This window comes from Pseudomonas sp. R4-15 (assembly GCF_055768815.1).
Genome location: NZ_CM147293.1, coordinates 3,239,460 through 3,260,470 on the forward strand (window position 1 = coordinate 3,239,460; position 21,011 = coordinate 3,260,470).

General features: G+C 64.5%; 18 protein-coding genes. 8 read left to right on the forward strand and 10 right to left on the reverse strand.

All coding sequences use genetic code 11. The features are described 5' to 3' along the window. The first annotated feature begins 11 nt into the window (after positions 1-11). Positions 12-248, forward strand: coding sequence for a hypothetical protein (locus ACYRGX_RS15450; RefSeq protein ID WP_473053341.1), 237 nt, complete (start codon positions 12-14; stop codon positions 246-248). A 28-nt stretch (positions 249-276) separates the two neighbouring features. Here ACYRGX_RS15450 and ACYRGX_RS15455 read toward each other — a convergent pair whose 3' ends face one another. The 7 genes from ACYRGX_RS15455 to zwf all read right to left on the reverse strand — a co-directional run bounded on the left by ACYRGX_RS15455 (position 277) and on the right by zwf (position 7,445). Then, positions 277-486, reverse strand: a complete 210-nt coding sequence (locus ACYRGX_RS15455) for a hypothetical protein (protein WP_473053342.1) — start codon at positions 484-486, stop codon at positions 277-279. A gap of 97 nt (positions 487-583) precedes the next feature. Next, entirely contained in the window at positions 584-2,065 is a 1,482-nt protein-coding gene (gene gltX / locus ACYRGX_RS15460; protein ID WP_473053343.1) for a glutamate--tRNA ligase, read from the reverse strand. Between the two features lie 28 nt (positions 2,066-2,093). Then, positions 2,094-3,014 carry a LysR family transcriptional regulator gene (locus tag ACYRGX_RS15465; RefSeq protein WP_473053344.1) on the reverse strand — a complete coding sequence of 307 codons (921 nt, stop codon included), beginning with the start codon at positions 3,012-3,014 and terminating at the stop codon, positions 2,094-2,096. A gap of 76 nt (positions 3,015-3,090) precedes the next feature. Next, on the reverse strand, positions 3,091-4,410 hold the full coding sequence (locus tag ACYRGX_RS15470) for an MFS transporter (RefSeq protein ID WP_473053345.1): 1,320 nt from the start codon (positions 4,408-4,410) through the stop codon (positions 3,091-3,093). A gap of 117 nt (positions 4,411-4,527) precedes the next feature. Further along, the gene (locus ACYRGX_RS15475; RefSeq protein WP_473053346.1) at positions 4,528-5,172 is read right to left on the reverse strand and encodes a bifunctional 4-hydroxy-2-oxoglutarate aldolase/2-dehydro-3-deoxy-phosphogluconate aldolase; all 645 of its coding nucleotides are present in this window, start codon (positions 5,170-5,172) and stop codon (positions 4,528-4,530) included. Positions 5,173-5,278: 106 nt separating this feature from the next. Further along, a complete protein-coding gene (pgl, locus tag ACYRGX_RS15480) occupies positions 5,279-5,995 on the reverse strand; it encodes a 6-phosphogluconolactonase (protein WP_473053347.1) in 717 nt (238 codons plus the stop codon). Then, positions 5,982-7,445: a glucose-6-phosphate dehydrogenase gene (gene zwf, locus ACYRGX_RS15485; protein ID WP_473053348.1), complete on the reverse strand. Its 1,464-nt coding sequence runs from the start codon at positions 7,443-7,445 to the stop codon at positions 5,982-5,984. The genes pgl and zwf overlap by 14 nt, the downstream gene beginning before the upstream one ends. Positions 7,446-8,050: 605 nt before the next feature. On the opposite strand from zwf, the gene ACYRGX_RS15490 reads away from it, so the two are divergent. Then, positions 8,051-9,216 (forward strand): IS3 family transposase gene (locus ACYRGX_RS15490; RefSeq protein ID WP_473053033.1). Its coding sequence is split into 2 segments (ribosomal slippage): positions 8,051-8,312 and positions 8,312-9,216, totalling 1,167 coding nucleotides; the frame shifts between segments, so codons are not numbered across the junction. Positions 9,217-9,881: 665 nt separating this feature from the next. Here ACYRGX_RS15490 and garD read toward each other — a convergent pair. From garD to kdgD, 3 genes are all read right to left on the reverse strand, one after another. Then, positions 9,882-11,438, reverse strand: a complete 1,557-nt coding sequence (gene garD / locus ACYRGX_RS15495; RefSeq protein WP_473053349.1) for a galactarate dehydratase — start codon at positions 11,436-11,438, stop codon at positions 9,882-9,884. Positions 11,439-11,532: 94 nt separating this feature from the next. Then, complete coding sequence (gene gudD / locus ACYRGX_RS15500; RefSeq protein ID WP_473053350.1) at positions 11,533-12,876, reverse strand: glucarate dehydratase; 1,344 nt, start codon at positions 12,874-12,876, stop codon at positions 11,533-11,535. Positions 12,877-12,979: 103 nt separating this feature from the next. Next, the gene (kdgD, locus tag ACYRGX_RS15505; protein ID WP_473053351.1) at positions 12,980-13,891 is read right to left on the reverse strand and encodes a 5-dehydro-4-deoxyglucarate dehydratase; all 912 of its coding nucleotides are present in this window, start codon (positions 13,889-13,891) and stop codon (positions 12,980-12,982) included. A gap of 417 nt (positions 13,892-14,308) precedes the next feature. Here kdgD and ACYRGX_RS15510 point away from each other — a divergent pair, with 417 nt between their 5' ends. The 6 genes from ACYRGX_RS15510 (at position 14,309) to ACYRGX_RS15535 (ending at position 20,976) form a co-directional block, all read left to right on the forward strand. Beyond that, positions 14,309-15,274: a tripartite tricarboxylate transporter substrate binding protein gene (locus ACYRGX_RS15510; protein WP_473053352.1), complete on the forward strand. Its 966-nt coding sequence runs from the start codon at positions 14,309-14,311 to the stop codon at positions 15,272-15,274. Positions 15,275-15,331: 57 nt separating this feature from the next. Further along, a complete protein-coding gene (locus ACYRGX_RS15515) occupies positions 15,332-15,826 on the forward strand; it encodes a tripartite tricarboxylate transporter TctB family protein (protein ID WP_473053353.1) in 495 nt (164 codons plus the stop codon). Between the two features lie 15 nt (positions 15,827-15,841). Next, on the forward strand, positions 15,842-17,353 hold the full coding sequence (locus tag ACYRGX_RS15520; RefSeq protein WP_473053354.1) for a tripartite tricarboxylate transporter permease: 1,512 nt from the start codon (positions 15,842-15,844) through the stop codon (positions 17,351-17,353). A 49-nt stretch (positions 17,354-17,402) separates the two neighbouring features. Then, on the forward strand, positions 17,403-18,320 hold the full coding sequence (locus ACYRGX_RS15525; RefSeq protein WP_473053355.1) for a 2-hydroxyacid dehydrogenase: 918 nt from the start codon (positions 17,403-17,405) through the stop codon (positions 18,318-18,320). A 265-nt stretch (positions 18,321-18,585) separates the two neighbouring features. Further along, positions 18,586-19,965, forward strand: coding sequence for an enolase C-terminal domain-like protein (locus ACYRGX_RS15530; protein ID WP_473053356.1), 1,380 nt, complete (start codon positions 18,586-18,588; stop codon positions 19,963-19,965). A 30-nt stretch (positions 19,966-19,995) separates the two neighbouring features. Further along, complete coding sequence (locus ACYRGX_RS15535) at positions 19,996-20,976, forward strand: tripartite tricarboxylate transporter substrate binding protein (RefSeq protein WP_473053357.1); 981 nt, start codon at positions 19,996-19,998, stop codon at positions 20,974-20,976. The last annotated feature ends 35 nt before the right edge of the window (positions 20,977-21,011 follow it).

Genomic DNA, 21,011 nt, shown 5'->3' on the forward strand with positions numbered 1-21,011 from the left:
CGGAGGCCACGATGTCCCCCGCCCTGATCATTCTGCTGCTGGTCTGCGCCTGGCTAGCCGTTGCGCTGGCCATGCTCTGGGGTATGTTGCGCCTGGCCCGTCGGAGTTCGACAGCCCTCAACGAATATCCACGCCGTCATCCCGCAATGGCGGCGCGGGCGGTACGCCTGCAAAAGCGAGAACTTCGGACAGAAAGAAAAACAGCCCCGCGATGGGGGCTGTTCAGCCAGTTGGCCAAGAGGGGATGAGCGAAGAATACTGTATATAAATACAGATTCAAACCCTTCCTTCCTCTATCGCCAAACTGGGCTCAACGGTACACACCGGCAACGCCGGCTCCGGCACCTTGTCGGCCTCGGCCTCCAAGGCGGCACAACGAAGCCGGCAGGCCTCATCGTAGCTCGCGCAAGGAATGAAGAACTCGTTGAGGTACAGACGCCAGCAGGGCTTGCCCCGTTCTTCGATTCGCTGGATTTTGGTGAGCATCCCAGGTCTCCCTGAAACAAACCTAAAAAGACTGTGCAAAGGACTGGGTTACAGGCTCCATGGTTCCCACGAACCGGTGCGGGGCGACGACCGGGTACTAGCCCATTGCCTGCAAACGCTTTTCCCATTCCTTGGTTTCTTTCTTGGAAACCCCGCCCAGCAGCTCGAGCGCCTGGCGTAGACGGAAGCGCGTGAGGTCCGGCCCGATGATTTCCATGGCGTCGAGAACGGACACGGAACTGGCCTGGCCGGTGATCGCGGCGAACATCAGTGGCATCAGATCGCGCAGCTTGAGTTCGAGGCTCTCCGCCACCTGGGTGATGCAGGCGGTGATGCGTTCCTTCTCCCACTGGCGCAGCGCCTCCAGCTTCCACAGCACCAGCTGCAAGGCCTGGCGCACCGCGTCGGGCTGCAGCTTCTTGTGCGCGAACAGCGCCGCATCGGCCTGCACGGGTCCACTGAAGAAGAAGCCGGCCAGAGGCGCCAACTGACTGAAGGTCTCGACGCGGCCCTGCACCAGCGGCGCGATACGCATCAGGTAGTCGGGATTGAGTGCCCACTTCTGCACTTCGGCGGCGAAGGCCTCCACCGACAGTTCGCGGATCCACTGGCCATTGAGCCAGGAGAGTTTCTCCAGGTCGAAGATCGGCCCACCGAGGGAGACGCGATTGATGTCGAAGTGCTCGATCATCTCGGCAAGGGAGAACTTCTCGCGCTCGTCGGGCATCGACCAGCCCATGCGACCCAGGTAGTTGAGCATCGCCTGCGGCAGGTAACCCATGCGCTCGTAGAAGGTGACGCTGGTGGGGTTCTTGCGCTTGGACAGCTTGCTCTTGTCCGGATTGCGCAGCAGCGGCATGTAGCACAGCGCCGGCTGCTCCCAGCCAAAGTACTCGTAGAGCTTGATCAACTTGGGCGCCGAGGGCAGCCACTCTTCACCACGCAGGACGTGGGTGATGCCCATCAGATGGTCGTCGACGACATTGGCGAGAAAGTACGTCGGCAGGCCGTCGGCCTTCATCAGCACCTGCATGTCCATGCGGTCCCACGGGATCTCCACGTTGCCACGGAGCATGTCCGGGACCGTGCAGATACCTTCGCTGGGAACCTTCATGCGCACCACGTGGGACTCACCCGCCGCGATGCGAGCCTGCGCCTCGGCCGGATCGATGTGCATGCAGTGGCCGTCGTAACGGGGGGTTTCCTTGCGCGCCTGCTGCTCGGCACGCACCGTGTCCAGACGTTCGGCGGAGCAGAAGCAAGGAAACGCGTGGCCCTTGGCGACCAACTCGTCCGAATACTTCTTGTAGATCGCCCCCCGTTCGCTCTGCCGGTAGGGACCATGCGGGCCGCCGACGTCCGGGCCTTCGTCCCACTCGATGCCCAGCCAGCGCAGGGCGTCGAAGATCTGCTGTTCGGATTCGCGCGTGGAGCGCACCTGGTCTGTGTCCTCGATTCGCAGGACGAACTGACCGCCATGCTGGCGAGCGAAACACAGGTTGAACAACGCGATGTAGGCGGTGCCGACGTGCGGATCGCCGGTAGGCGACGGCGCAATGCGGGTACGAACGGTGGTCATGGAACCCTCGAGAAAAACGGCGGAACGATCAAGCCGGCGATGTTATCAGGCCCGGGCCGGCCGGCTCCAGCAACCCCTCGCCGAGTTCCGGCAGGCGCGCCAGGAGAAAGTCGAGAAACGTCTTCACCTTGGTCGCCTGGTAGCGCCGCGAGGGATAGACCACGAACAGCTCTCCCATCGGCAAGCGGACATCGGCCAGCACCTCGACCAACTCGCCCCGCGCCACCTGCTCGTGGCAGATCATCCGCGGTAGCACGGCGATACCGGCGCCCGCCAACGCCGCCTCTCGGCACAGGGTGATGTTGTTGCAGGTCAGCGCACGGCGGCAGGGCACGTTGTGGTCCAGTAGCGGCCAGAAGCGCGCGCGGTGCATCTCCAGGAGGATGCCGGCATGCCCTTCGAGGTCTTCCGGTTCCTGCGGCCTGCCGTAGCGGCGCAGGTAGTCGGGCGTGGCGTACAGGCGGTGGCGGGTGGAGAACAGCGGACGGCCAATCAGGCTGGAATCCTGTGGGCGACCGACGTGGATCAGCAGGTCCACACCCTCCTCCACCAGATCGACGGGTCGCGAGGTCAGCTCGACCTCGGCGTTGATGCTCGGGTACTCGCACATGAACTGACCCAGCAGCTTGCCCAGGAACAGTTGGCCGAACTCGATGGGCGCGCAGATGCGCAATAGCCCCGAAGGCTCCTGCTGCAGTTGCATCACCACCTGCTCGGCCTCGGCGAAGTCGAGCATGATCTGCCGACAGCGCTCGTAATAGGCCTGGCCGACCTCGGTCAGACGCAGTTTGCGCGTGGTGCGATTGAGCAGGCGAACGCCCAGACGCTCCTCGAGCAGCGCCAGGCGGCGGCTCACCGTCGACTTCTGCATCCCCAGACTCTGCGCGGCCTGGGTGAAGCTATGGCATTCGACGACGCGGGTGAAGATCAGTGCATCATCCAGCCCCATTATTGTTCCCTTCACACAACAAAGCTGGCGAAGTGTAGCCCGCTTCTGCGCGCGGCGGGCGGTTTAGCGCCGCCGTTCAGTCACGCGGCAGGCGACCTGCCCAGGCGACGAAACGCTGCAGGAACTCGGGCTCGGAACGGAACAGCATCAGGTTGAGCACCACGTGCAGCACAGCCGCGGCCAGGAACAACTGCGCCAGGCTCAGTTGGGCAAAGCCCAGCAACACAATGGCGAACACCGCCGAGGCGACCATGAACAGCGCATTGAGGATGTTGTTGGCAGCGATCACCCGCGCCCGCTGATGCAGCGCCGTACGCGACTGGATCAATGCATATAGTGGAACGATGTAGAAACCGCCGAACACGCCCAGGGCGAAGAAGTCGCCCAGTATCCACCAGGCGTCGGACCGCGCCAGCAGTTCGCGCCAGCCCAAATCATCGCCACTCGCCACGAAGCCCTGCACGTGCCAGGCCAAAGCCAGGCCGAACAGCGCCAGGCCCAACGCGCCAAAGGGCACCAGGCCGATCTCCACGTGCCGCCCGGAGAGGCGCTCGCAGAGCAACGAACCGGCGGCGATCCCCAGCGAGAACAGCGTCAGCACCAGCGTCACGCTGCTCTCGTCACCATGCAGGGTGCGCTGGGCGAGCGCCGGGATCTGCGTCAGATAGAGCGCGCCAAGGAACCAGAACCAGGCATTGCCGATCAGCGCACGGCTGACCGAACGATGCTGGGCGAAGCCCAACCGCAGGATGTCGCGGGTCTGCCGCAGGATATGCCAGTCCAGCGCCAGCGCCGGCAGCGCGGCATGCGCGCGGGGAATCAGGCAACTCGCGAGATAACCCAGCAGCGCCACCCCGACGACCGCGCAGGAGACCGTCAGCACGTAGTCGTCAGTGCCCATCAACAGACCGGCGCAGAGCGTCCCGCCGAGGATCGCGACGAAAGTGCCCATTTCCACCAGGGCGTTGCCACCCACCAGCTCATGGGCTTCGAGCTGCTGCGGCAGGATCGAATACTTGACCGGCCCGAAGAGCGCCGACTGGGTTCCCATCAGGAACAGCACCAGCAGCAACGCCGGCAGGCTGCCCACCCACAACGCCAGGCCGCCGGCGAGCATGATCAGCACCTCGGCCGCCTTGACCCAGCGGATCAAGGCATCCTTGGCGAACTTCTCACCGAACTGCCCACCCAGCGCTGAGAACAGGAAGAACGGCAGGATGAACAGCCCCGCGCAGAGATTGACCAGCAGATTGCCGTCCACTTCCAGGGCCATGCGATAGAGGATCGTCAGCGCCAGGGCCTGCTTGAACAGGTTATCGTTGAACGCTCCCAGCCCCTGGGTGACGAAGAACGGCAGGAAGCGCCGCGTGCGCAGCAGCGCGAATTGCGAAGACATGAACTACTCCGATCAGGGCCCAGGGTCTCGACAGGCAGCGATCGTCACGGGAGCCGGCGATCGATACGTATCGAGACACTACTTAGCCGCGCAGGATGAACGAGCCATGACAGGCGCTCAAGCCAGCGCCGCGAGTGCCTCTGCGCAGCTACGCGTCACCGAGCCCCAGTCGCCCTGCTCCAGCCATTGCGGCTTGAGCATCCAGCTACCGCCCACGCAGAGCACATTGCCCAGCGCGCGGTAGTTGCCCATGTTCTCCGGCGTCACCCCTCCGGTGGGACAGAAGCGAGCCTGTGGGAACGGCCCGGCGAATGCCTTGAGGGCAGCAACGCCACCGACCACCTCGGCCGGGAACAACTTGAAGCGCTCGTAGCCCAGGCTCAGTCCGAGCATGATCTCGGACGCTGTGGCGATCCCCGGCAGCAGCGGTAGCGCGCTGTTGCGCGCAGCCTCCAGCAGTTCCGGTGTGCAACCGGGGGAAACGATGAACTGCGCACCGGCAGCTTCCGCCAGGTCCAGGGTGCGTCGGTCGATCACCGTACCGGCACCCACGCACAGCTGCGGTCGTTGCTCGCGCAGCAGGCGAATGGCACCCAGGCCCCATTCCGAGCGCAGGGTGACCTCCAGGGTGGTCAGGCCGCCCGCCGCCAGGGCATCGGCCAACGGCAGGATCGCCGCCTCATTGGGAATGGTGATCACCGGCAGGATTTTCGCCTGCCGGCAGATTTCGTCGATCCGTGCAGTCTTCTCAGCCATGTTCATCGGCGCATGCCCTCAAGGTCGGAGTCTGCGCCCTCCCAGGCGCGTGGCGGCAGTAGACAGGGCCTGTCGTCGTTTCTCTGTAGCGGCCGGCGACGAGGCCAAAAAGTCAGGGACACCAGTAGATCTCCAATGGCTGGCGAAGGAAGGCACGAATCGGCATCTGGTGCACGTCCGTGCCCGCCAGCGCCTTGCGCAGGGTATCGAGTTTGGCGCTACCGGCGATCGCCAGCAACGGTAGCCTGGCACTCGCCAGCAGCGGCAGGGTCAGGGTCAGGCGCTCACGGGGTTCGCTGGGCGCACGCATCGGCAGGCAGCGGCGCGGGCACTCACTCTCCAGCGCCTCGGCCAGGCGCGGACTGTCCGGGAACAGCGACGCGGTATGGCCGTCGTCGCCCATGCCCAGCACCAGCACGTCGATCGGCAGCGGGAGCTCGCCGAGCGCCTGATCGGCGAGGGTCGCCGCCTCTTCCAGACTGTCGGCAGGTCGATAGAGGCCGAGGAAGCGGGCATTGGCCGCCGCGTTCTGCAACAGGTGGCGGCGCACCAATCCTTCGTTGCTCTGTGCGTCCTCGACCGCCACCCAACGCTCATCGGCCAGACCGACGAGCACTTTCGGCCAGTCCAGCGCCTGACGTGAGAGGCACTCGAAGAACGGGATCGGGCTGCGCCCGCCGGAAACCACCAACTGAGCGTGACCGTGGCTATCGATCGCCGCACGCAGGGCCTGCGCCACCGCATCGGCCATGGCTTCGGCGTGGCGCGCGACGTCAGGCAGGCTGTAGGCGGTCACCCCCAGGGGTAATTCCAGTTCATAGATCGCCATACCAGGACCTCCCCTCTCGACTGATCAGCGCAATCGCCGCCACCGGCCCCCAGGAGCCCGCCACATAGGGACGTGGCAGATCGCCCAGACGGGTCCAGCCTTCGACGAGTTGGTCGCACCACTTCCAGGCGTACTCCACCTCGTCACGCCGGACGAAGAGGTTCTGGTTGCCCTGCATCACTTCCAGCAGCAGACGCTCGTAGGCATCGGGGTTGCGTGCGCTCTTGTAGGTATCGGAAAAATTCAGTTGCAGCGGACCGCTGCGCAGGTGCATGCCCTTGTCCAGCCCCGGCTCCTTGGTCATCACCTGCAGCGAGATGCCCTCGTCCGGCTGCACGCGGATGATCAGGCGGTTGCTGATCAGCGAGCGCTGCTCGGGGGCGAAGATGTAGAACGGTGGCTCGCGGAAATGGATGACGATCTGCGAGACCTTCTGCGCCAGGCGCTTGCCCGTGCGCAGGTAGAACGGCACGCCGGCCCAGCGCCAGTTGCGGATCTCCGCACGCAGCGCGACGAAGGTCTCGGTGGTGCTCTCCGGGTTCGCGCCATTTTCCTCCAGGTAGCCAGGCACCGCCTTGCTGCCAACGTTGCCTGCGATGTACTGGCCGCGCACCACCTGTTGGGAAATCTGTTCGGGCCCCAGCGGCGCGAGCGCCTTGAGCACCTTTACCTTCTCGTCGCGGATATTGTCGGCGGTGAGTTCGCTGGGCGGGTCCATGGCGATCAGACAGAGCAGTTGCAGCAGATGGTTCTGAATCATGTCGCGCAGTTGCCCGGCCTGGTCGAAGTACTCCCAGCGCCCTTCGATGCCAACCGTTTCGGCGACGGTGATCTCCACGTGGGAGATATGGCTGTAATCCCACTGGGTTTCGAACAGGCTGTTGGCGAAGCGCAGCGCAATGAGGTTCTGCACCGTCTCCTTGCCCAGATAATGGTCGATGCGATAGATGCTCGACTCGGGGAAGTAGCGCGCCACCTCGTCATTGATCAGGCGCGAGGACGCCAGGTCGTGACCGATGGGTTTCTCCAGCACCACCCGGGTGTTCTCCACCCGGTTCACCGCAGCGAGGTTCTCGCAGATCGAGCCGAACAGGCTGGCGGCGGTGGCGAAGTAGCCAATCAGGCAATCGCTTTCGCGAACCCGCTCGGCCAGCGCCGGATAGTCCCCGGGATCGCGGAAATCCATGCGCAATGGCTCGATGCGCGCGAGAAAGCGCCGCAATGCAGCGTCCTCGATCTCCTTCTCCGGCACCCGATGCCGCAGTGCCTGCTCGATGCGCTCCACGGCACCCTCGTCGACGTCCCGGGACAACGCCAGCAGGCGTGTGTCGTCATGTACCAGGCCGGCACGATCGAGCTGGTAAAGCGCTGGAAACAGCTTGCGCAGAGCGAGGTCACCCAGGGCGCCGAACAGCGCCAGGACGCAGGGATTCACCTGGATAGCGGGCATGCACGGAACCTCTCTGGACAGGACTCTTGCGGACCAGCATAGCGACTCGGCCCGGTCCACGACAGCATCCGACCGCAGTCTCTGTGCAAGGTGCCCCGCCCGCGCGTTGCGAAGCATAGGTCTAGTCGCGGAGCTTGAGCGCAGCGACGCCCTGCGATTCGCCACGTCAGGGGCCCGCTGGCACGGCCTATAGCCGGGACCCGAGCAGGCGTTACGCAAGGGGAACTCCAGCCGTGCGGCAGCGGCTTAGAGCAGGTGCACCGGGCCTTCAGTGCCAAAGGACAGTTGTCGGTGTTCCTCCGATACGCCCTGTTTCGCCCTCCTGGGCGACACACTTTTGTCATGCCTCGCCGGCCACGACAAAAGTGTGCAAAACCGTTGCCCCGGCGATCCGGCCCCGCCCGCTAGCGCGGACGGGGTTCGTTCACTCCATCGCCGCTCCGGGGGTCGCCGCCAAGGGGCGTCCTGCCCCTTCGCGGCTTTCGCGGCCGTCCTGGCCGCTCAACCCCCTACTCGACGATTCCGTTCACCCGGATCAACGTGTAGTGGTCTACTAACCCCGGACACCTTTTTAGGCGAAGATGATCGCCAGACAGAGGTGTTTGATGAGCAGACCAAGACGTACCTTCACCCCCGAGTTCAAACATGAGGCAGCCTGCCTAGTACTCGATCAGGGCTACAGCTGTGCCGAGGCAGCCCGATCGCTTGATGTGGGCGAAACGGCACTCAGGCGCTGGGTGAGTCAGTTGCAACAGGAGCGTGGCGGTATTACCCCGACAGCCAAGGCTCTCACGGCTGAGCAGCAAACCATTCAGCAGCTCCAGGCGCGGATTAACCGGCTGGAGCTTGAGAAGAAAATCTTAAAGGAGGCTACTGCGCTCTTGATGGCCGAGGAACACGGGCGCAGACGTTGAGTTCGATTCGGCGGCTGACCGCACGCTATCCGGTACATCTGCTGTGCTCGGTGTTTGAGCTCCCTCGATCCTGCTATTACGCCCACCAGGCCCGTCGCCGTCACATCGATGTCCGGCAGGTAGGTTTGCGTAGTCGCATCCATGAACTGTTCAGCCAAAGCCGTCGTTCGGCGGGTAGCCGCAGCATCGTGGCCATGTTGAAGGACGAAGGCACGGAAGTGGGCCGTTTCAAGGTTCGAGGCGTGATGAAAGCGCTGGGATTGGTCAGCAAGCAGCCCGGTGTTCACGTCTATAAGCACGCCAACGTTGAGCGCCCCGACATTCCCAATCGTCTTGCACGCCAATTCACGGTTGCAGCGCCCAACCGCGTCTGGTGCGGCGATATCACCTACATCTGGACACAGGGACGATGGCATTACCTAGCGGTCGTGATGGATTTGTACAGCCGCCGAGCCGTGGGTTGGGCACTTTCGGAGAAGCCAGACGCCGAACTGGTGATCAAGGCACTCGACAAGGCCTATGCCGTGCGTGGACGGCCAAGTGGCGTGCTGTTTCATAGCGACCAAGGTAGCCAATACGCTAGCCGCAGCTTCCGCCAGCGCCTATGGCGCTATCGCATGACACAGAGCATGAGTCGCCGCGGAAACTGCCACGACAACGCACCGATGGAGCGACTGTTTCGCAGCTTGAAAACCGAGTGGGTACCTGCGACGGGGTACCTGAACCAGGCCATGGCTGAGCAGGATATTGGCCGTTACCTCACGCGCTACAACTGGATCAGACCGCATCAACACAACGGCTTTGTGCCGCCTGCGGTTGCAGAGGAACAACTCAATTCTGTGTCCGGGAATTGTTGACCACTACAACGGGGCGCTTCGGCGCCGTCTGCCAGTCCGAGTAAATTGAGTAGGATGGGTTGAGCGCAGCGATACCCATCACGCTGCCACGATGGGTATCGTCGCTACGCTCCTCCACCCATCCTACGGGGCCGAGCCAGAGCAACGCGACCACCGACGGTGCAGCTTGCACCCGGGGCCCCTTCAGTAGGCCGAGTGGAGGCGTTGCGCAGGGGAGTGAGCCGCCAGGAAGGCGGCGAAAGGCCTGTGCGGTCCAGGGATGGACCGTACGGGCCGACCCCCGGAGCAATGCCGGAGCGAGGGAACCCCAGCCGCATAGCGGTTGGGGCCGGATGGTGGGGTCGCCTTCTCTTTGGTTACTTTCTCTTGGCGACTCAAGAGAAAGTGACTCGCCGTGCAAGGCGAAATCGGTAGTCTCACCCGAGGAAAGCGTCGCGCTCCCACGCCCAAGCACAAAACCACAAACCACTCAGCGGCTGGGGCCAGGTGCTGGGGTGCCCTTCTCTTTGGTTACTTTCGCTTGGCCGGGGCGGCCATCCGTACCCAAGAGAAAGTGATTCGCCGTGCCGGGCGAAACCTGTAGTCCCACCCGAGGAAGGCGCCACGCCCCCCCCCCCTCCCAAGCCCAAAACCGCATGCAGCAGCCCCGAAAAACGTGCTGTGGCTCAGGTCACCGGAGCCGGATTGAACAGCACCAGGTCATTGTGCAGGTGATGACGCTCGGCCCAGGTGTGCTTGCGGCCGCTGGCGACGTCCAGATACAGCTGGAAGATCTCCCAACCCATCTGCTCCAGACTGAAGCGGCCGCTGGTGATCTGTCCGGCATCGACGTCGATCAGATCCGGCCAGCGCTCGGCCAGTTGGGTGCGCGTGGCGACCTTGATCACCGGCACCATGGACAACCCATAGGGCGTACCACGGCCGGTGGTGAAGATGTGCAGGTTCATTCCCGCAGCCAGTTGCAAGGTGCCGCAGATGAAGTCGCTGGCCGGTGTGGCGCAGAACCACAGGCCCTTGCCGCGGACCCGCTCGCCCGGCGAGACCACCCCGGCGATCGGGCTGGAGCCGGACTTGGCGATCGAACCCATGGCCTTTTCGACGATGTTGTTCAACCCGCCCTTCTTGTTGCCCGGCGTGGTGTTGGCACTGCGATCGGCCATGCCGCGCGCCAGGTAGGCGTCGTACCAGGCCATTTCGCGAATCAGCGCGTCCGCGATCTCCGGGGTGGCCGCACGCGGCGTGAGCAGGTGGATGCCGTCACGCACTTCGGTGTTCTCGGAGAACATCACCGTGGCGCCGGCGCGAACCAGCAGGTCCGCCGCCACGCCCAGCGCGGGGTTGGCGGTGATGCCGGAGAAGGCATCGCTGCCGCCGCACTGCATGCCCACCACCAGCTCGCTGGCCGGCAGCGTTTCCCGTCGCCGCGTATCGAGCACCTTCAGGCGATCCTCGATCATCTGCATGATCTGCTCGACCATGCCGGCGAAGCCGCTGCCCGAATCCTGCAGACGGAACAGCCAGTCTTCCTCGTCCTGGTTCTGGGTGAGGATGTCGCCATCCATCAGTTGGCTGGCCTGCAGTTTTTCGCACCCCAGGCTGATGACCAGCGCCTGACCACCCAGGTTGGGGTTGCGGCTGATGTTGTAGAGGGTGCGGATCGGCACCACCGCGTCCGGCGCATTGATCGCCACGCCACAGCCATAGCTGTGCGACAGCGGCACCACGTCGTCGACGTTCGGATACCGGGGCAGCAGTTCCTTGCGCACCCGTTCGACCACATGATCGAGCACGCCGACCACGCACTGCACGGTGGTGGTCACGCCGAGGATATTGCGCGTACCGACACTGCCGTCGGCATTGCGGTAACCCTCGAAGGTGTAGCCCTCCAGGGGCTCGCCCGCGCTGGCCTTTACGGTTGCCTTGGGCAGATTGTCCAGTGTCGGCGGCTCGGGCATGCGCAGATGCGCTTCGGTCACCCAGCTACCGGCGGCGATGGCCTTGAGCGCATAACCGATCACCTGGCCGTAGCGCACCACCTCGGCGCCCTCGGGCAGGTCGACCAGCGCCACCTTGTGACTCTGCGGAATTCCCTCGACGGTCGTCAGGCCGTCCTCGAAATGACTGCCAGCCGCCACACCCTGCTCGTTGACCACCACGCCGACGTTGTCGGCCGGATGCAAGCGGATGTAGCGCGGCGAGTCCTGATGGGCGATGAGCTCCAAGATCCACCTCTTGTCTTTCTTGTATCAGGCCAGGCCCGCCACCCTCGCCTGCGCGCAAACGCTGGCGAGCATGGGGGCGAAGGTCACGCGATTATCAGCGCACCATGCACGGACGTTTGTTATCGAAGGTCCAGTTGGGCACCAGGTACTGCATGGCCATGGCGTCGTCACGGGCACCCAGGCCTTTGCTCAAGTACAGCTGGTGGGCGCGCTCGAGGGCATCCCAGTCCAGTTCGACGCCCAGCCCCGGGGTTTTCGGCACCTGTACCAGGCCACCCTCGATGCGCAGCGGGTTGCGGGTGAGGAACTGTCCGTCCTGCCAGATCCAATGGGTATCGATGGCCGTGATCTTACCCGGCGCGGCGGCGGCAACGTGGGTGAACATGGCCAGGGAAATGTCGAAGTGGTTGTTCGAGTGCGAACCCCAGGTCAGACCCCAGTCGTTGCACATCTGCGCGACACGCACCGAGCCGGCCATGGTCCAGAAGTGCGGGTCGGCCAGCGGGATGTCCACCGAGTGCAGCTGAATCGCATGGCCCATCTGCCGCCAGTCGGTGGCGATCATGTTGGTCGCGGTCGGCAGGCCGGTGGCGCGACGGAACTCGGCCATCACCTCACGCCCGGAGTAGCCGTTCTCGGCCCCACAGGGGTCTTCGGCGTAGGCGAGGATGCCGTGCATGTCACGGCACAGGCGAATGGCGTCGGCGAGCAGCCAGCCACCGTTAGGGTCGAGGGTGATGCGTGCCTCGGGGAAGCGTTCGGCGAGGGCGCGGATCGCTTCGATCTCTTCGTCGCCGCGCAATACGCCGCCCTTGAGCTTGAAGTCGTTGAAACCGTAGCGCGCATGCGCGGCCTCGGCCAGACGCACCACGCCCTCGGGGGTCATGGCTTCTTCGTTGCGGACACGGAACCAGGCGTCGTCGGCGTCCAGCTCCTGGCGATAGTCCAGGTCGGTACGCTGGCGATCGCCGACGTAGAACAGGTAGCCGAGCATTTCCACGGCATCGCGCTGCTGGCCTTCGCCGAGCAGTGCGGCGACCGGCACGCCCAGGTGCTGGCCAAGCAGGTCGAGCAGCGCGGCTTCCAGCGCGGTCACCGCGTGGATGGCGATGCGCAGGTCGAACGTCTGCAGACCACGGCCGCCCGAGTCGCGGTCGGCGAAGGCCTTGCGCACGCGATTGAGCAGGTTGTTGTAGTCGCCAATGCATTCGCCGACGAGCAGTGCGCGGGCATCGTCCAGGGTCTGGCGGATGGCTTCGCCACCGGGAACCTCGCCAACGCCGACATGGCCGGCGTCATCCTTGAGGATGAGGATGTTGCGAGTGAAATACGGAGCGTGGGCGCCAGACAGGTTGAGCAGCATGCTGTCCTGGCCAGCGACGGGCACGACGCGCAGTTCGGTGATGCGCGGCGCGCCGGAATAAGCGGTTTGGTTCATCTGTTCCACCTGAATTTGTTATTGGCGTGAAACCGGGTTTGGAGCCTACGCGAACGACAGGCGCTGGCAGAGGCGACGGGCCGACCCGCCGCCTCGACAGGAATCAGCGGACGCCGCTGCGCTTCATCAGCTGAGCGAGCATCGCGTACTCGTCTTCCTTCAGGTCGGTCAGCGGGGCGCGCACCGGGCCTGCGTCGTAGCCGGCGATCTTCGCACCCGCCTTGACGATGGATACCGCGTAACCCTTGCAGCGGTTGCGGATGTCCAGGTACGGCAGGAAGAAGTCGTCGATCAGCTTGCCAACGGTGGCGTGATCCTCCGCGCGGATCGCGCGGTAGAAGTCCATCGCCGTCTGCGGGATGAAGTTGAACACCGCCGAGCTGTACACCGGCACGCCCAGGGCCTTGTAGGCCGCGGCATAGACTTCCGCGGTCGGCAGGCCGCCGAGGTAGGTGAAGCGCTCGCCCAGGCGCCGGCGGACCGACACCATCAGCTCGATGTCGCCCAGGCCGTCCTTGTAGCCGATCAGGTTCGGGCAGCGCTCGGCCAGCGGCTCCAGCAGGTCCGGCGTCAGGCGGCAGACGTTGCGGTTGTACACCACTACGCCAATCTTCACCGATTTGCAGACCTGCTCGACGTGGGCAGCCACGCCTTCCTGGCTCGCTTCGGTCAGGTAGTGCGGCAGCAGCAGCAGGCCCTTGGCGCCCAGGCGCTCGGCTTCCTGCGCCATCTGGATGGCGACGCGGGTCGGGCCGCCGACGCCGGCGAGGATCGGTACGCTGCCGGCGCAGGTGTCCACGGCGGTCTTGATGACCGCGGAATATTCGTCCGGCGCCAGGGAGAAGAATTCACCGGTGCCACCGGCGGCGAACAGCGCGGAGGCACCGAACGGTGCCAGCCATTCGAGACGATTCGCGTAACCGGCCGCGTTGAAATCACCGGCCGCATCGAAGTCGGTCAGCGGGAACGACAGCAGGCCGTCGGAGAGGATGGTCTTGAGTTCTTGTGGGGTCATTGTAAAAGCATCCTAGAAAGGGCACAGGGCAGAAATAATGCGCGCTCACATACGTTATCGTACAACGACATCAGTGCCAAATCCTTTCAATCACTCTCGTCCTCCTCCACTCAGACAGGCCATAGAGCACCAAATGCTCGCAAAGACGACTCACCCAGAGAGTTGACAACCCGCAGACGAGCTGCATAATCGGCCGACGTCATACGACGACATATAAGTATAAGAAGAACCACAGAGACGCCCATGCCGAGACCATCCGCACGCCCTGGCCGCCCCCGTCTGCTGGCCTTCCAGGCACGACTACACGACCATCCCGCGGCCCCCTGTTCCTCGTAAGCCCGTCTCAACACGGACTAGCGAATCGCTGCAGCGCAACACCGAAAATCCCCTCCAAAAACAATATTCAGGAGATTCGACATGGCCTTCACACGCCTACGCCGCGCCCTCGGCGCACTCGCTCTGAGCAGCCTCGCCCTCTCGCCGCTGGCCGCGCACGCCGCGGACTACCCCAGCAAACCCATCCAGGTGATCCTGCCCATCGCCCCCGGTGGGGACACCGACACCAACGCGCGCCTGTTCAACAAATACCTGGAGAAGGAACTGGGTCAGTCGCTGGTCGCGGTCAACGTCGACGGCGGAGGCGGCACCCTCGGCATGCGCCGGGTGATGTCGGCCAAGCCCGATGGCTATACCGCGATGTTCTTCCATGGCGAGGCGATGGTGCCCAAGCTCGCCGGCCTGGTGGATTTCGGCATCGACTCGCTGCAGATGGTGGCGATCGCCCTGGTCGACAACACCACCGTGCTGGCGACCCACAAGGATGCGCCGTTCAAGACCATGCAAGAGCTGGTCGACTATGCCAAGGCCAACCCCGGCAAGGTCGACTTCGGCATGCTCACCGGCGGCTATCCGCACCTGGTCGGCGTCGCCCTGCAGAAGCAGCTGGGCGTGGAGATGAACCTGGTCGACGTCGGCGGTAACGCGGCGAAGATCGTTGCCCTGCGCGGCCACAAGATCAACCTGATCAACGTGCAGTACGGCATCACCAAGGATTACTTCGCGTCCGGCGACTTCATCAACCTGGGCCTGCTCTCGCCCCAACGCAACCCGTTGATCCCGGACGTACCGACCACCGCCGAGGCCGGCTATCCGATGGAGTTCAACAAGTTCTTCTTCTTCGCCATGCCCAAGGGCACGCCGCAGCCGATCGTGGACACCTTCTCCGCCGCGGTCAAACGCGTCGTGGAAAACCCCGAGTACCAGGCAGAAGCCTCCAAGTTCTTCCTCACGCCCACCTACATGGGGCCGAAGGAAGCCTCCGAGTATGCGGACAAGCAATACCACTACTTCGAGCAGTACAAGCAACTGTTCACCGGTCAGTGATCTGCCGACCGCCCCGGTGCGTCCGCGCCCCGGGGCGGTACTCGCGAGGAAGAAATCATGTCCACCCGCAATCGATCGATTCATCCCGATCTGATCACCGGCGCCCTGCTCCTGCTGCTGTCCATCGGCCTGTTCTGGGCCTGCATGAGCGTCAAGGACTTCGCCGCCATCGGTGTCGGTTCCGCCTTCGTGCCTCGCCTGACCGCCGCGTTGCTGGTCATCGTCAGCCTGGTGCTGCTGGCCAATGGCGTGCGCAGCAAGGAAGCCCCCGCCACGACTGACGAACGCCCTGGCGACGAGCAGGTCTTCGGTGGCCTGCCCGCGGTGTTCACCAGCATCGTGCTGATGGCCGGCTATCTGGTGATGCTCGAGCCGCTCGGCTTCGTGCTCGCCTCGATCATCTACGTGTTCCTGCAGATGCTCGTACTGCGCAAGCACGCCGCGCGCCGCTACGTGCTGTTCGCCGCCGCTTCGGTGCTGCCGGCGATCGCCTGCAACTACCTGTTCGTCCATCTTTTCGAAATCAGCCTGCCAGCCGGAATCCTGGGCTGAGGGAGCGCTGCACCCATGCTTACCGAAGGCATTCTCTCCGTACTCAACCTGCAGACGTTGCTGCTGATCACCGGCGGCACCCTGCTGGGCATCATCATCGGCGCCATCCCGGGCCTCACCGTCACCATGGGCGTGGCCCTGTTCCTGCCGGTGACCTTCGCCATGGCCCCAGTGGATGGTCTGTCGCTGCTCATGGGCCTCTATATAGGGGGTACCTCAGGCGGCCTGATCTCGGCGGTGTTGCTGAAGATCCCCGGCACGCCCTCGTCGATCGCCACCACCTTCGACGGCCACCCGATGGCCGCTCGCGGCGAGGCCGGCAAGGCGCTCTCGGTGTCGATCCTGGCATCCTTCCTCGGCGGTATGTTCAGCCTGCTCGTACTGTTCTTCATCGCCCCGCGCCTGGCCGAGGTGGCACTCCAGTTCGGCCCCTACGAATACTTCGCGGTAGCGCTGTTCTCGTTGACGCTGGTGGCCGGCCTGAGTGGCGGCTCGCTGGCACGCGGCATGGGCGCGGCGGCCATCGGCCTCACCGTCGCCTTCGTCGGCATGGCGCCGATCACCGCCTTTCCGCGCTTCACCTTCGGCTGGTCCGAGCTCGATGGCGGCATCGCCCTGCTGCCCGCGCTGATCGGCCTGTTCGCCGTCGCCCAGGTGCTCGAATCCGCCGAGGAGCGCAAGCCCGAGGACAGCGGCCAGGCCGTCTCCTTCAGCCTGCGGCAGATGGGCTTCTCGCTGCGCGCCGGCATGCGCCACTTCGGCAACTGGCTGCGCTCGTCGGTGATCGGCACCGGTATCGGCATCCTTCCGGGCCTGGGTGGCGCGGTGTGCAACATCCTCGCCTACGGCGCGGCGAAGAAGTACTCCAAGCACCCGGAGAAATTCGGCACCGGCATCACCGACGGCCTGGTCGCCAGCGAATCCTCCAACAACGCCTCCACCGGCGGCGCGCTGGTGCCGCTGATGACCCTCGGCATCCCCGGCGACAACACCTCGGCGATCCTCCTGGCCGGCTTCATGATCCACGGCATCACCCCCGGCCCGCTGCTGTTCGAGACCCAGGGCGTGCTGGTCTACGGCATCTTCACCGCCCTGGTGATTTCCAACCTGGTGATGCTCGGCGGCCTGTTCGCCTTCATGCGCGGCTTCGTGCGTATTCTCTCGGTGCCCAAGCACATCCTCCTGCCGCTGATCATGATGCTCTGCGTGGTGGGCGCCTATGGCATCAACAACCGCCTGTTCGACGTGGGCTGCATGCTCGCCTTCGGCGTACTCGGCTGGCTGATGAAGAAGGCGCGGATGCCCACTACCCCGCTGCTCCTGGGTTTCATCCTCGGCCCGATCATCGAGGTCAACCTGCGTCGCGGACTGATGAGCAGCCGCGGCGATTTCCTGCCCTTCATCACCGAACCGATTTCCGGCGTGGTCCTGGCCGCCACGCTGGCCGTGGTGCTGGTGACCGCCTGGCGCGCACTGCGCAAGCCTGCCCCCCGCAAGACCGGCGCCGCGCTCACCCCCGGCAACTGACCCCACCTCAACGGCCCGGCCGCTCCGGGCCTACGCAAGGAGCATTGCGATGAAAGCCAAGATCCTGCAGATGTGCCCGCTCTCCCCCGAACTCGACGCCTCGCTCGCCGCCGAATACGACGTGGTGCACTGGCAAGGCGAGCTGTCCGCAGTGGCCGCGCACGCCGAGCACATCAGCGGCATCGCCACCGCCGCCCCGGTAGGCGTCCCGCGCGACCTGATGGACGCGCTGCCGGCGCTCCAGGTGATTTCCTGCCGTGGCGTCGGCCTCGACAAGATCGACTTGAATCAAGCCCGGCAACGCGGCATCCAGGTCGCCGGCACCTTCGGCACCCTCGCCGACTGCGTCGCGGATACGGCCTTCGCCCTGCTGCTCGACGTCGCCCGTCGTATCACCGACGCGGACCGCTATCTGCGAAGCGGAAAATGGCTCGAGGCCCGCTACCCGCTGACCCATCGCGTCAGTGGCAAGCGCCTGGGCATCCTCGGTCTCGGTCAGATCGGCGAACAGATAGCCCGCCGCGCCAGCGGCTTCGACATGCAGATCGCCTATACCAACCGCAAGCCGGTGACCGGCAGTCACTATCGCTTCGAGCCGTCCCTTCCGGCACTGGCCGAATGGTGCGATTTCCTGGTGGTCTGCGTCAGCGGCTCGCAACAACTGATCACCCGCGAGATCCTCGATGCCCTCGGCCCGAACGGCTACCTGGTGAACGTCGCGCGCGGTGCGGTCGTCGATGAACCGGCGCTGATCGCCGCACTGGCAGAAGACCGCATCGCCGGTGCCGGACTCGACGTGTTCGCGAACGAGCCCCAGGTGCCCGCCGAGCTCATTGCCCTGGACAATGTCGTATTGACGCCACATCTGGCCAGCGGCACCGTGGAAACTCGCAAGGCCATGGAGGATCTGGTGCTGGATAACCTCAAGGCCTTCTTCGCCGAAGGAGCAGTACGCACCCCAGCATAACCTGTTGGCCACCGCCAATCATCGCGGCGGTGGTCACACAATGCTCAAGGACGCGAGCTTCAGGCAACACGCCCCATTCCAGAGCCCTTACGGACGAGAAAAGGGCGAGCATTACGCATTGACAAGGCTATTTCACGGCCCTAACCTGCGCATGTCGTACGACGACATATGACGCTATAAAAACAAGAGCGCAGCCCATGATCGAAACGTCCGTAACCCCGGTTCGTCGGCATGCCATCACCCTCTTGGGAGTGGAGTGCCAGGCATGATCGAACAGAATTTCTCCACCCCGCGGGTCACCCGCATGCGCGTCATCCCGGTCGCCGGCCATGACAGCATGCTGCTCAACCTGTGCGGCGCCCACGCTCCCTACTTCACCCGCAACCTGGTCCTGCTGGACGACGAAACCGGCCGTATCGGCATCGGTGAGGTTCCCGGCGGCGAAGGCATTCGCAAAGCGCTCGAACGCAGCATCCCCCTGGTCGAAGGCCAGCCCATCGGCAGCTTCCAGCGCGTGCTGGAAAAGGTTCGCCGTGGTCTCTCCGGCAGCCAGGCGGGCCCCGCCCACCAGGTCACCAACGAAGCCGAAGCCGCCGTCCTGCGCCAGCCGCACGAAATCAACCTGCGCCTGGACAACGTCATCACCGCCGTCGAAGCCGCACTGCTCGACCTGCTCGGCCAGCACCTGCAGGTTCCGGTAGCCGATCTGCTGGGCAGCGGTCAGCAACGCGACAGCGTGCCGATGCTCGCCTACCTCTTCTACATTGGTGATCGCCAGCGTACCGACCTGCCCTACCTGGCTGGCGAGGGCGACGACTGGTACCGCCTGCGTCACGAGGCGGCAATGACCCCGGATGCCATCGCCCGCCTCGCCGAAGGCGCCCACGCGCGCTATGGCTTCGCCGACTTCAAGCTCAAGGGCGGCGTGATGCACGGCGAGGAAGAGATGCAGGCGATCGCCGCCATCAAGGCCCGCTTCCCCCAGGCCCGCGTCACCCTCGATCCGAACGGTGCCTGGTCGCTCGACGAGTCCATCGCCCTGTGCAAGGGCCAGGGTCACCTGCTGGCCTACGCCGAGGACCCGTGCGGCGCCGAACAAGGCTTTTCCGGCCGCGAGATCATGGCCGAGTTCAAGCGCGCCACCGGCATTCCCACCGCGACCAACATGATCGCCACCGACTGGCGCCAGATGGGCCATGCCCTGCGCCTGGAAGCCGTGGACATCCCCCTCGCCGATCCGCATTTCTGGACCATGCAGGGCGCCGTGCGCCTGGGCCAGGTCTGCGCAGAGTTCGGCCTGACCTGGGGTTCGCATTCCAACAACCATTTCGACGTTTCGCTGGCGATGTTCACCCATGCCGCTGCCGCGGTACCGGGTCGCGTCACCGCCATCGATACGCACTGGATCTGGCAGGAGGGCCAGGAACGCCTGACCCGCGAGCCGCTACAGATCGTCGACGGCCACGTGCGCGTACCCCAGCGCCCCGGCCTGGGCATCGAGCCCGACCTGGACCGCATCCAGTCCGCCCATGAGCTGTACCGACGCGTTGCTGGCGGAGCCCGCGACGATGCCATGGCCATGCAGTATCTCGTTCCGGGTTGGCGTTATGACCCGAAACGACCCAGCCTGGGCCGCTCGCACTGACGCGAGCACCCATAAACCCGGAGACCTCCAATGAAAAGAATGATCCGCGCCTCCCTCCTCTCTGTTTTCATGGGTGCCGCCACCTTCGGCGCCGCCTCCTCTGCTTCAGCTGACGCCAGCAACTGGCCCAACCGCCCGATCCAGGTCGTGGTCATCGCCAACCCGGGCGGCGACACCGACTTCAACGCGCGCATGATGGCCAAGTACTTCAACAAGATTACCGGCAAGACCATGGTGGTCACCAACGTCGCCGGCGGCGGCGGCACCCTGGCTGCCGAGCAGGTCAAAGGCTCCGCGGCCGACGGCAACACCATCCTTTTCACCCACACCGGCCAGTTGATCGTCAACGAGGTGGCGGGCCTGACCAAGGATGGCTATGACGCCTTCGACATTTCATGCATCGCCGGGGTCGACAAGGGCGCCGTGTTCGTCACCTCCAAGCAGTCCGGCATCGACTCGCTGAAAGGGCTCATCGACAAGGCCAAGGCCAAGCCGGAAAGCGTCACCTACGGCACCGAGATGGGCAGCTTCTCGCACATCCAGGGCCTGATGTTCGAAAAACTCGCGGGCGTGAAACTGAAGATGGTCGACGCCGGTACCGTGTCCGAGAAAGTCGTCGCTCTGCTGGGTGGCCGTATCGACATGGGTGCCATCAGCTACGGTTCGGTGCAGGACTACGTCAACGGCGGCCAGATGTTCGCCCTGGGCCAGCCCAACGCCGAGCGCAACGCCCTGCTGGGTGATATCCCCACCTTCAAGGAACAGGGCGTCGACTTCACCATCGACAAGCCCTACGTGGTGGCCTTCCCGAAAGGCACCGATCCGCAGATCGTCTCCAAGATGGCCGACATCATGAAGCAGATCACCGAGGATCCGGAATATGCCGCGGAACTGAAGAAGTCCTTCAAGCAGCCGGTCGCCTACTACGGCACCAAGGATGCGATCGCGGTGCTCGAGAAGACGCGCGAAGACTTCATGCAGTTCAAAGACGAGCTGCGTCAGTCCAAGTAACGCTTCGTCGGCCGGCCCCGGAGGGGTCGGCCGAC

Coding starts and splice junctions, on each gene's coding strand:
- gudD (WP_473053350.1), bottom strand. CDS start 12,876: ATGAACCAAACCGCTTATTCCGGCGCGCCGCGCATCACCGAACTGCGC.
- ACYRGX_RS15515 (WP_473053353.1), top strand. CDS start 15,332: ATGTCCACCCGCAATCGATCGATTCATCCCGATCTGATCACCGGCGCC.
- ACYRGX_RS15520 (WP_473053354.1), top strand. CDS start 15,842: ATGCTTACCGAAGGCATTCTCTCCGTACTCAACCTGCAGACGTTGCTG.
- pgl (WP_473053347.1), bottom strand. CDS start 5,995: ATGGCGATCTATGAACTGGAATTACCCCTGGGGGTGACCGCCTACAGC.
- ACYRGX_RS15535 (WP_473053357.1), top strand. CDS start 19,996: ATGAAAAGAATGATCCGCGCCTCCCTCCTCTCTGTTTTCATGGGTGCC.
- gltX (WP_473053343.1), bottom strand. CDS start 2,065: ATGACCACCGTTCGTACCCGCATTGCGCCGTCGCCTACCGGCGATCCG.
- ACYRGX_RS15510 (WP_473053352.1), top strand. CDS start 14,309: ATGGCCTTCACACGCCTACGCCGCGCCCTCGGCGCACTCGCTCTGAGC.
- ACYRGX_RS15475 (WP_473053346.1), bottom strand. CDS start 5,172: ATGAACATGGCTGAGAAGACTGCACGGATCGACGAAATCTGCCGGCAG.
- kdgD (WP_473053351.1), bottom strand. CDS start 13,891: ATGACCCCACAAGAACTCAAGACCATCCTCTCCGACGGCCTGCTGTCG.
- ACYRGX_RS15470 (WP_473053345.1), bottom strand. CDS start 4,410: ATGTCTTCGCAATTCGCGCTGCTGCGCACGCGGCGCTTCCTGCCGTTC.
- ACYRGX_RS15465 (WP_473053344.1), bottom strand. CDS start 3,014: ATGGGGCTGGATGATGCACTGATCTTCACCCGCGTCGTCGAATGCCAT.
- ACYRGX_RS15455 (WP_473053342.1), bottom strand. CDS start 486: ATGCTCACCAAAATCCAGCGAATCGAAGAACGGGGCAAGCCCTGCTGG.
- ACYRGX_RS15450 (WP_473053341.1), top strand. CDS start 12: ATGTCCCCCGCCCTGATCATTCTGCTGCTGGTCTGCGCCTGGCTAGCC.
- zwf (WP_473053348.1), bottom strand. CDS start 7,445: ATGCCCGCTATCCAGGTGAATCCCTGCGTCCTGGCGCTGTTCGGCGCC.
- ACYRGX_RS15525 (WP_473053355.1), top strand. CDS start 17,403: ATGAAAGCCAAGATCCTGCAGATGTGCCCGCTCTCCCCCGAACTCGAC.
- ACYRGX_RS15530 (WP_473053356.1), top strand. CDS start 18,586: ATGATCGAACAGAATTTCTCCACCCCGCGGGTCACCCGCATGCGCGTC.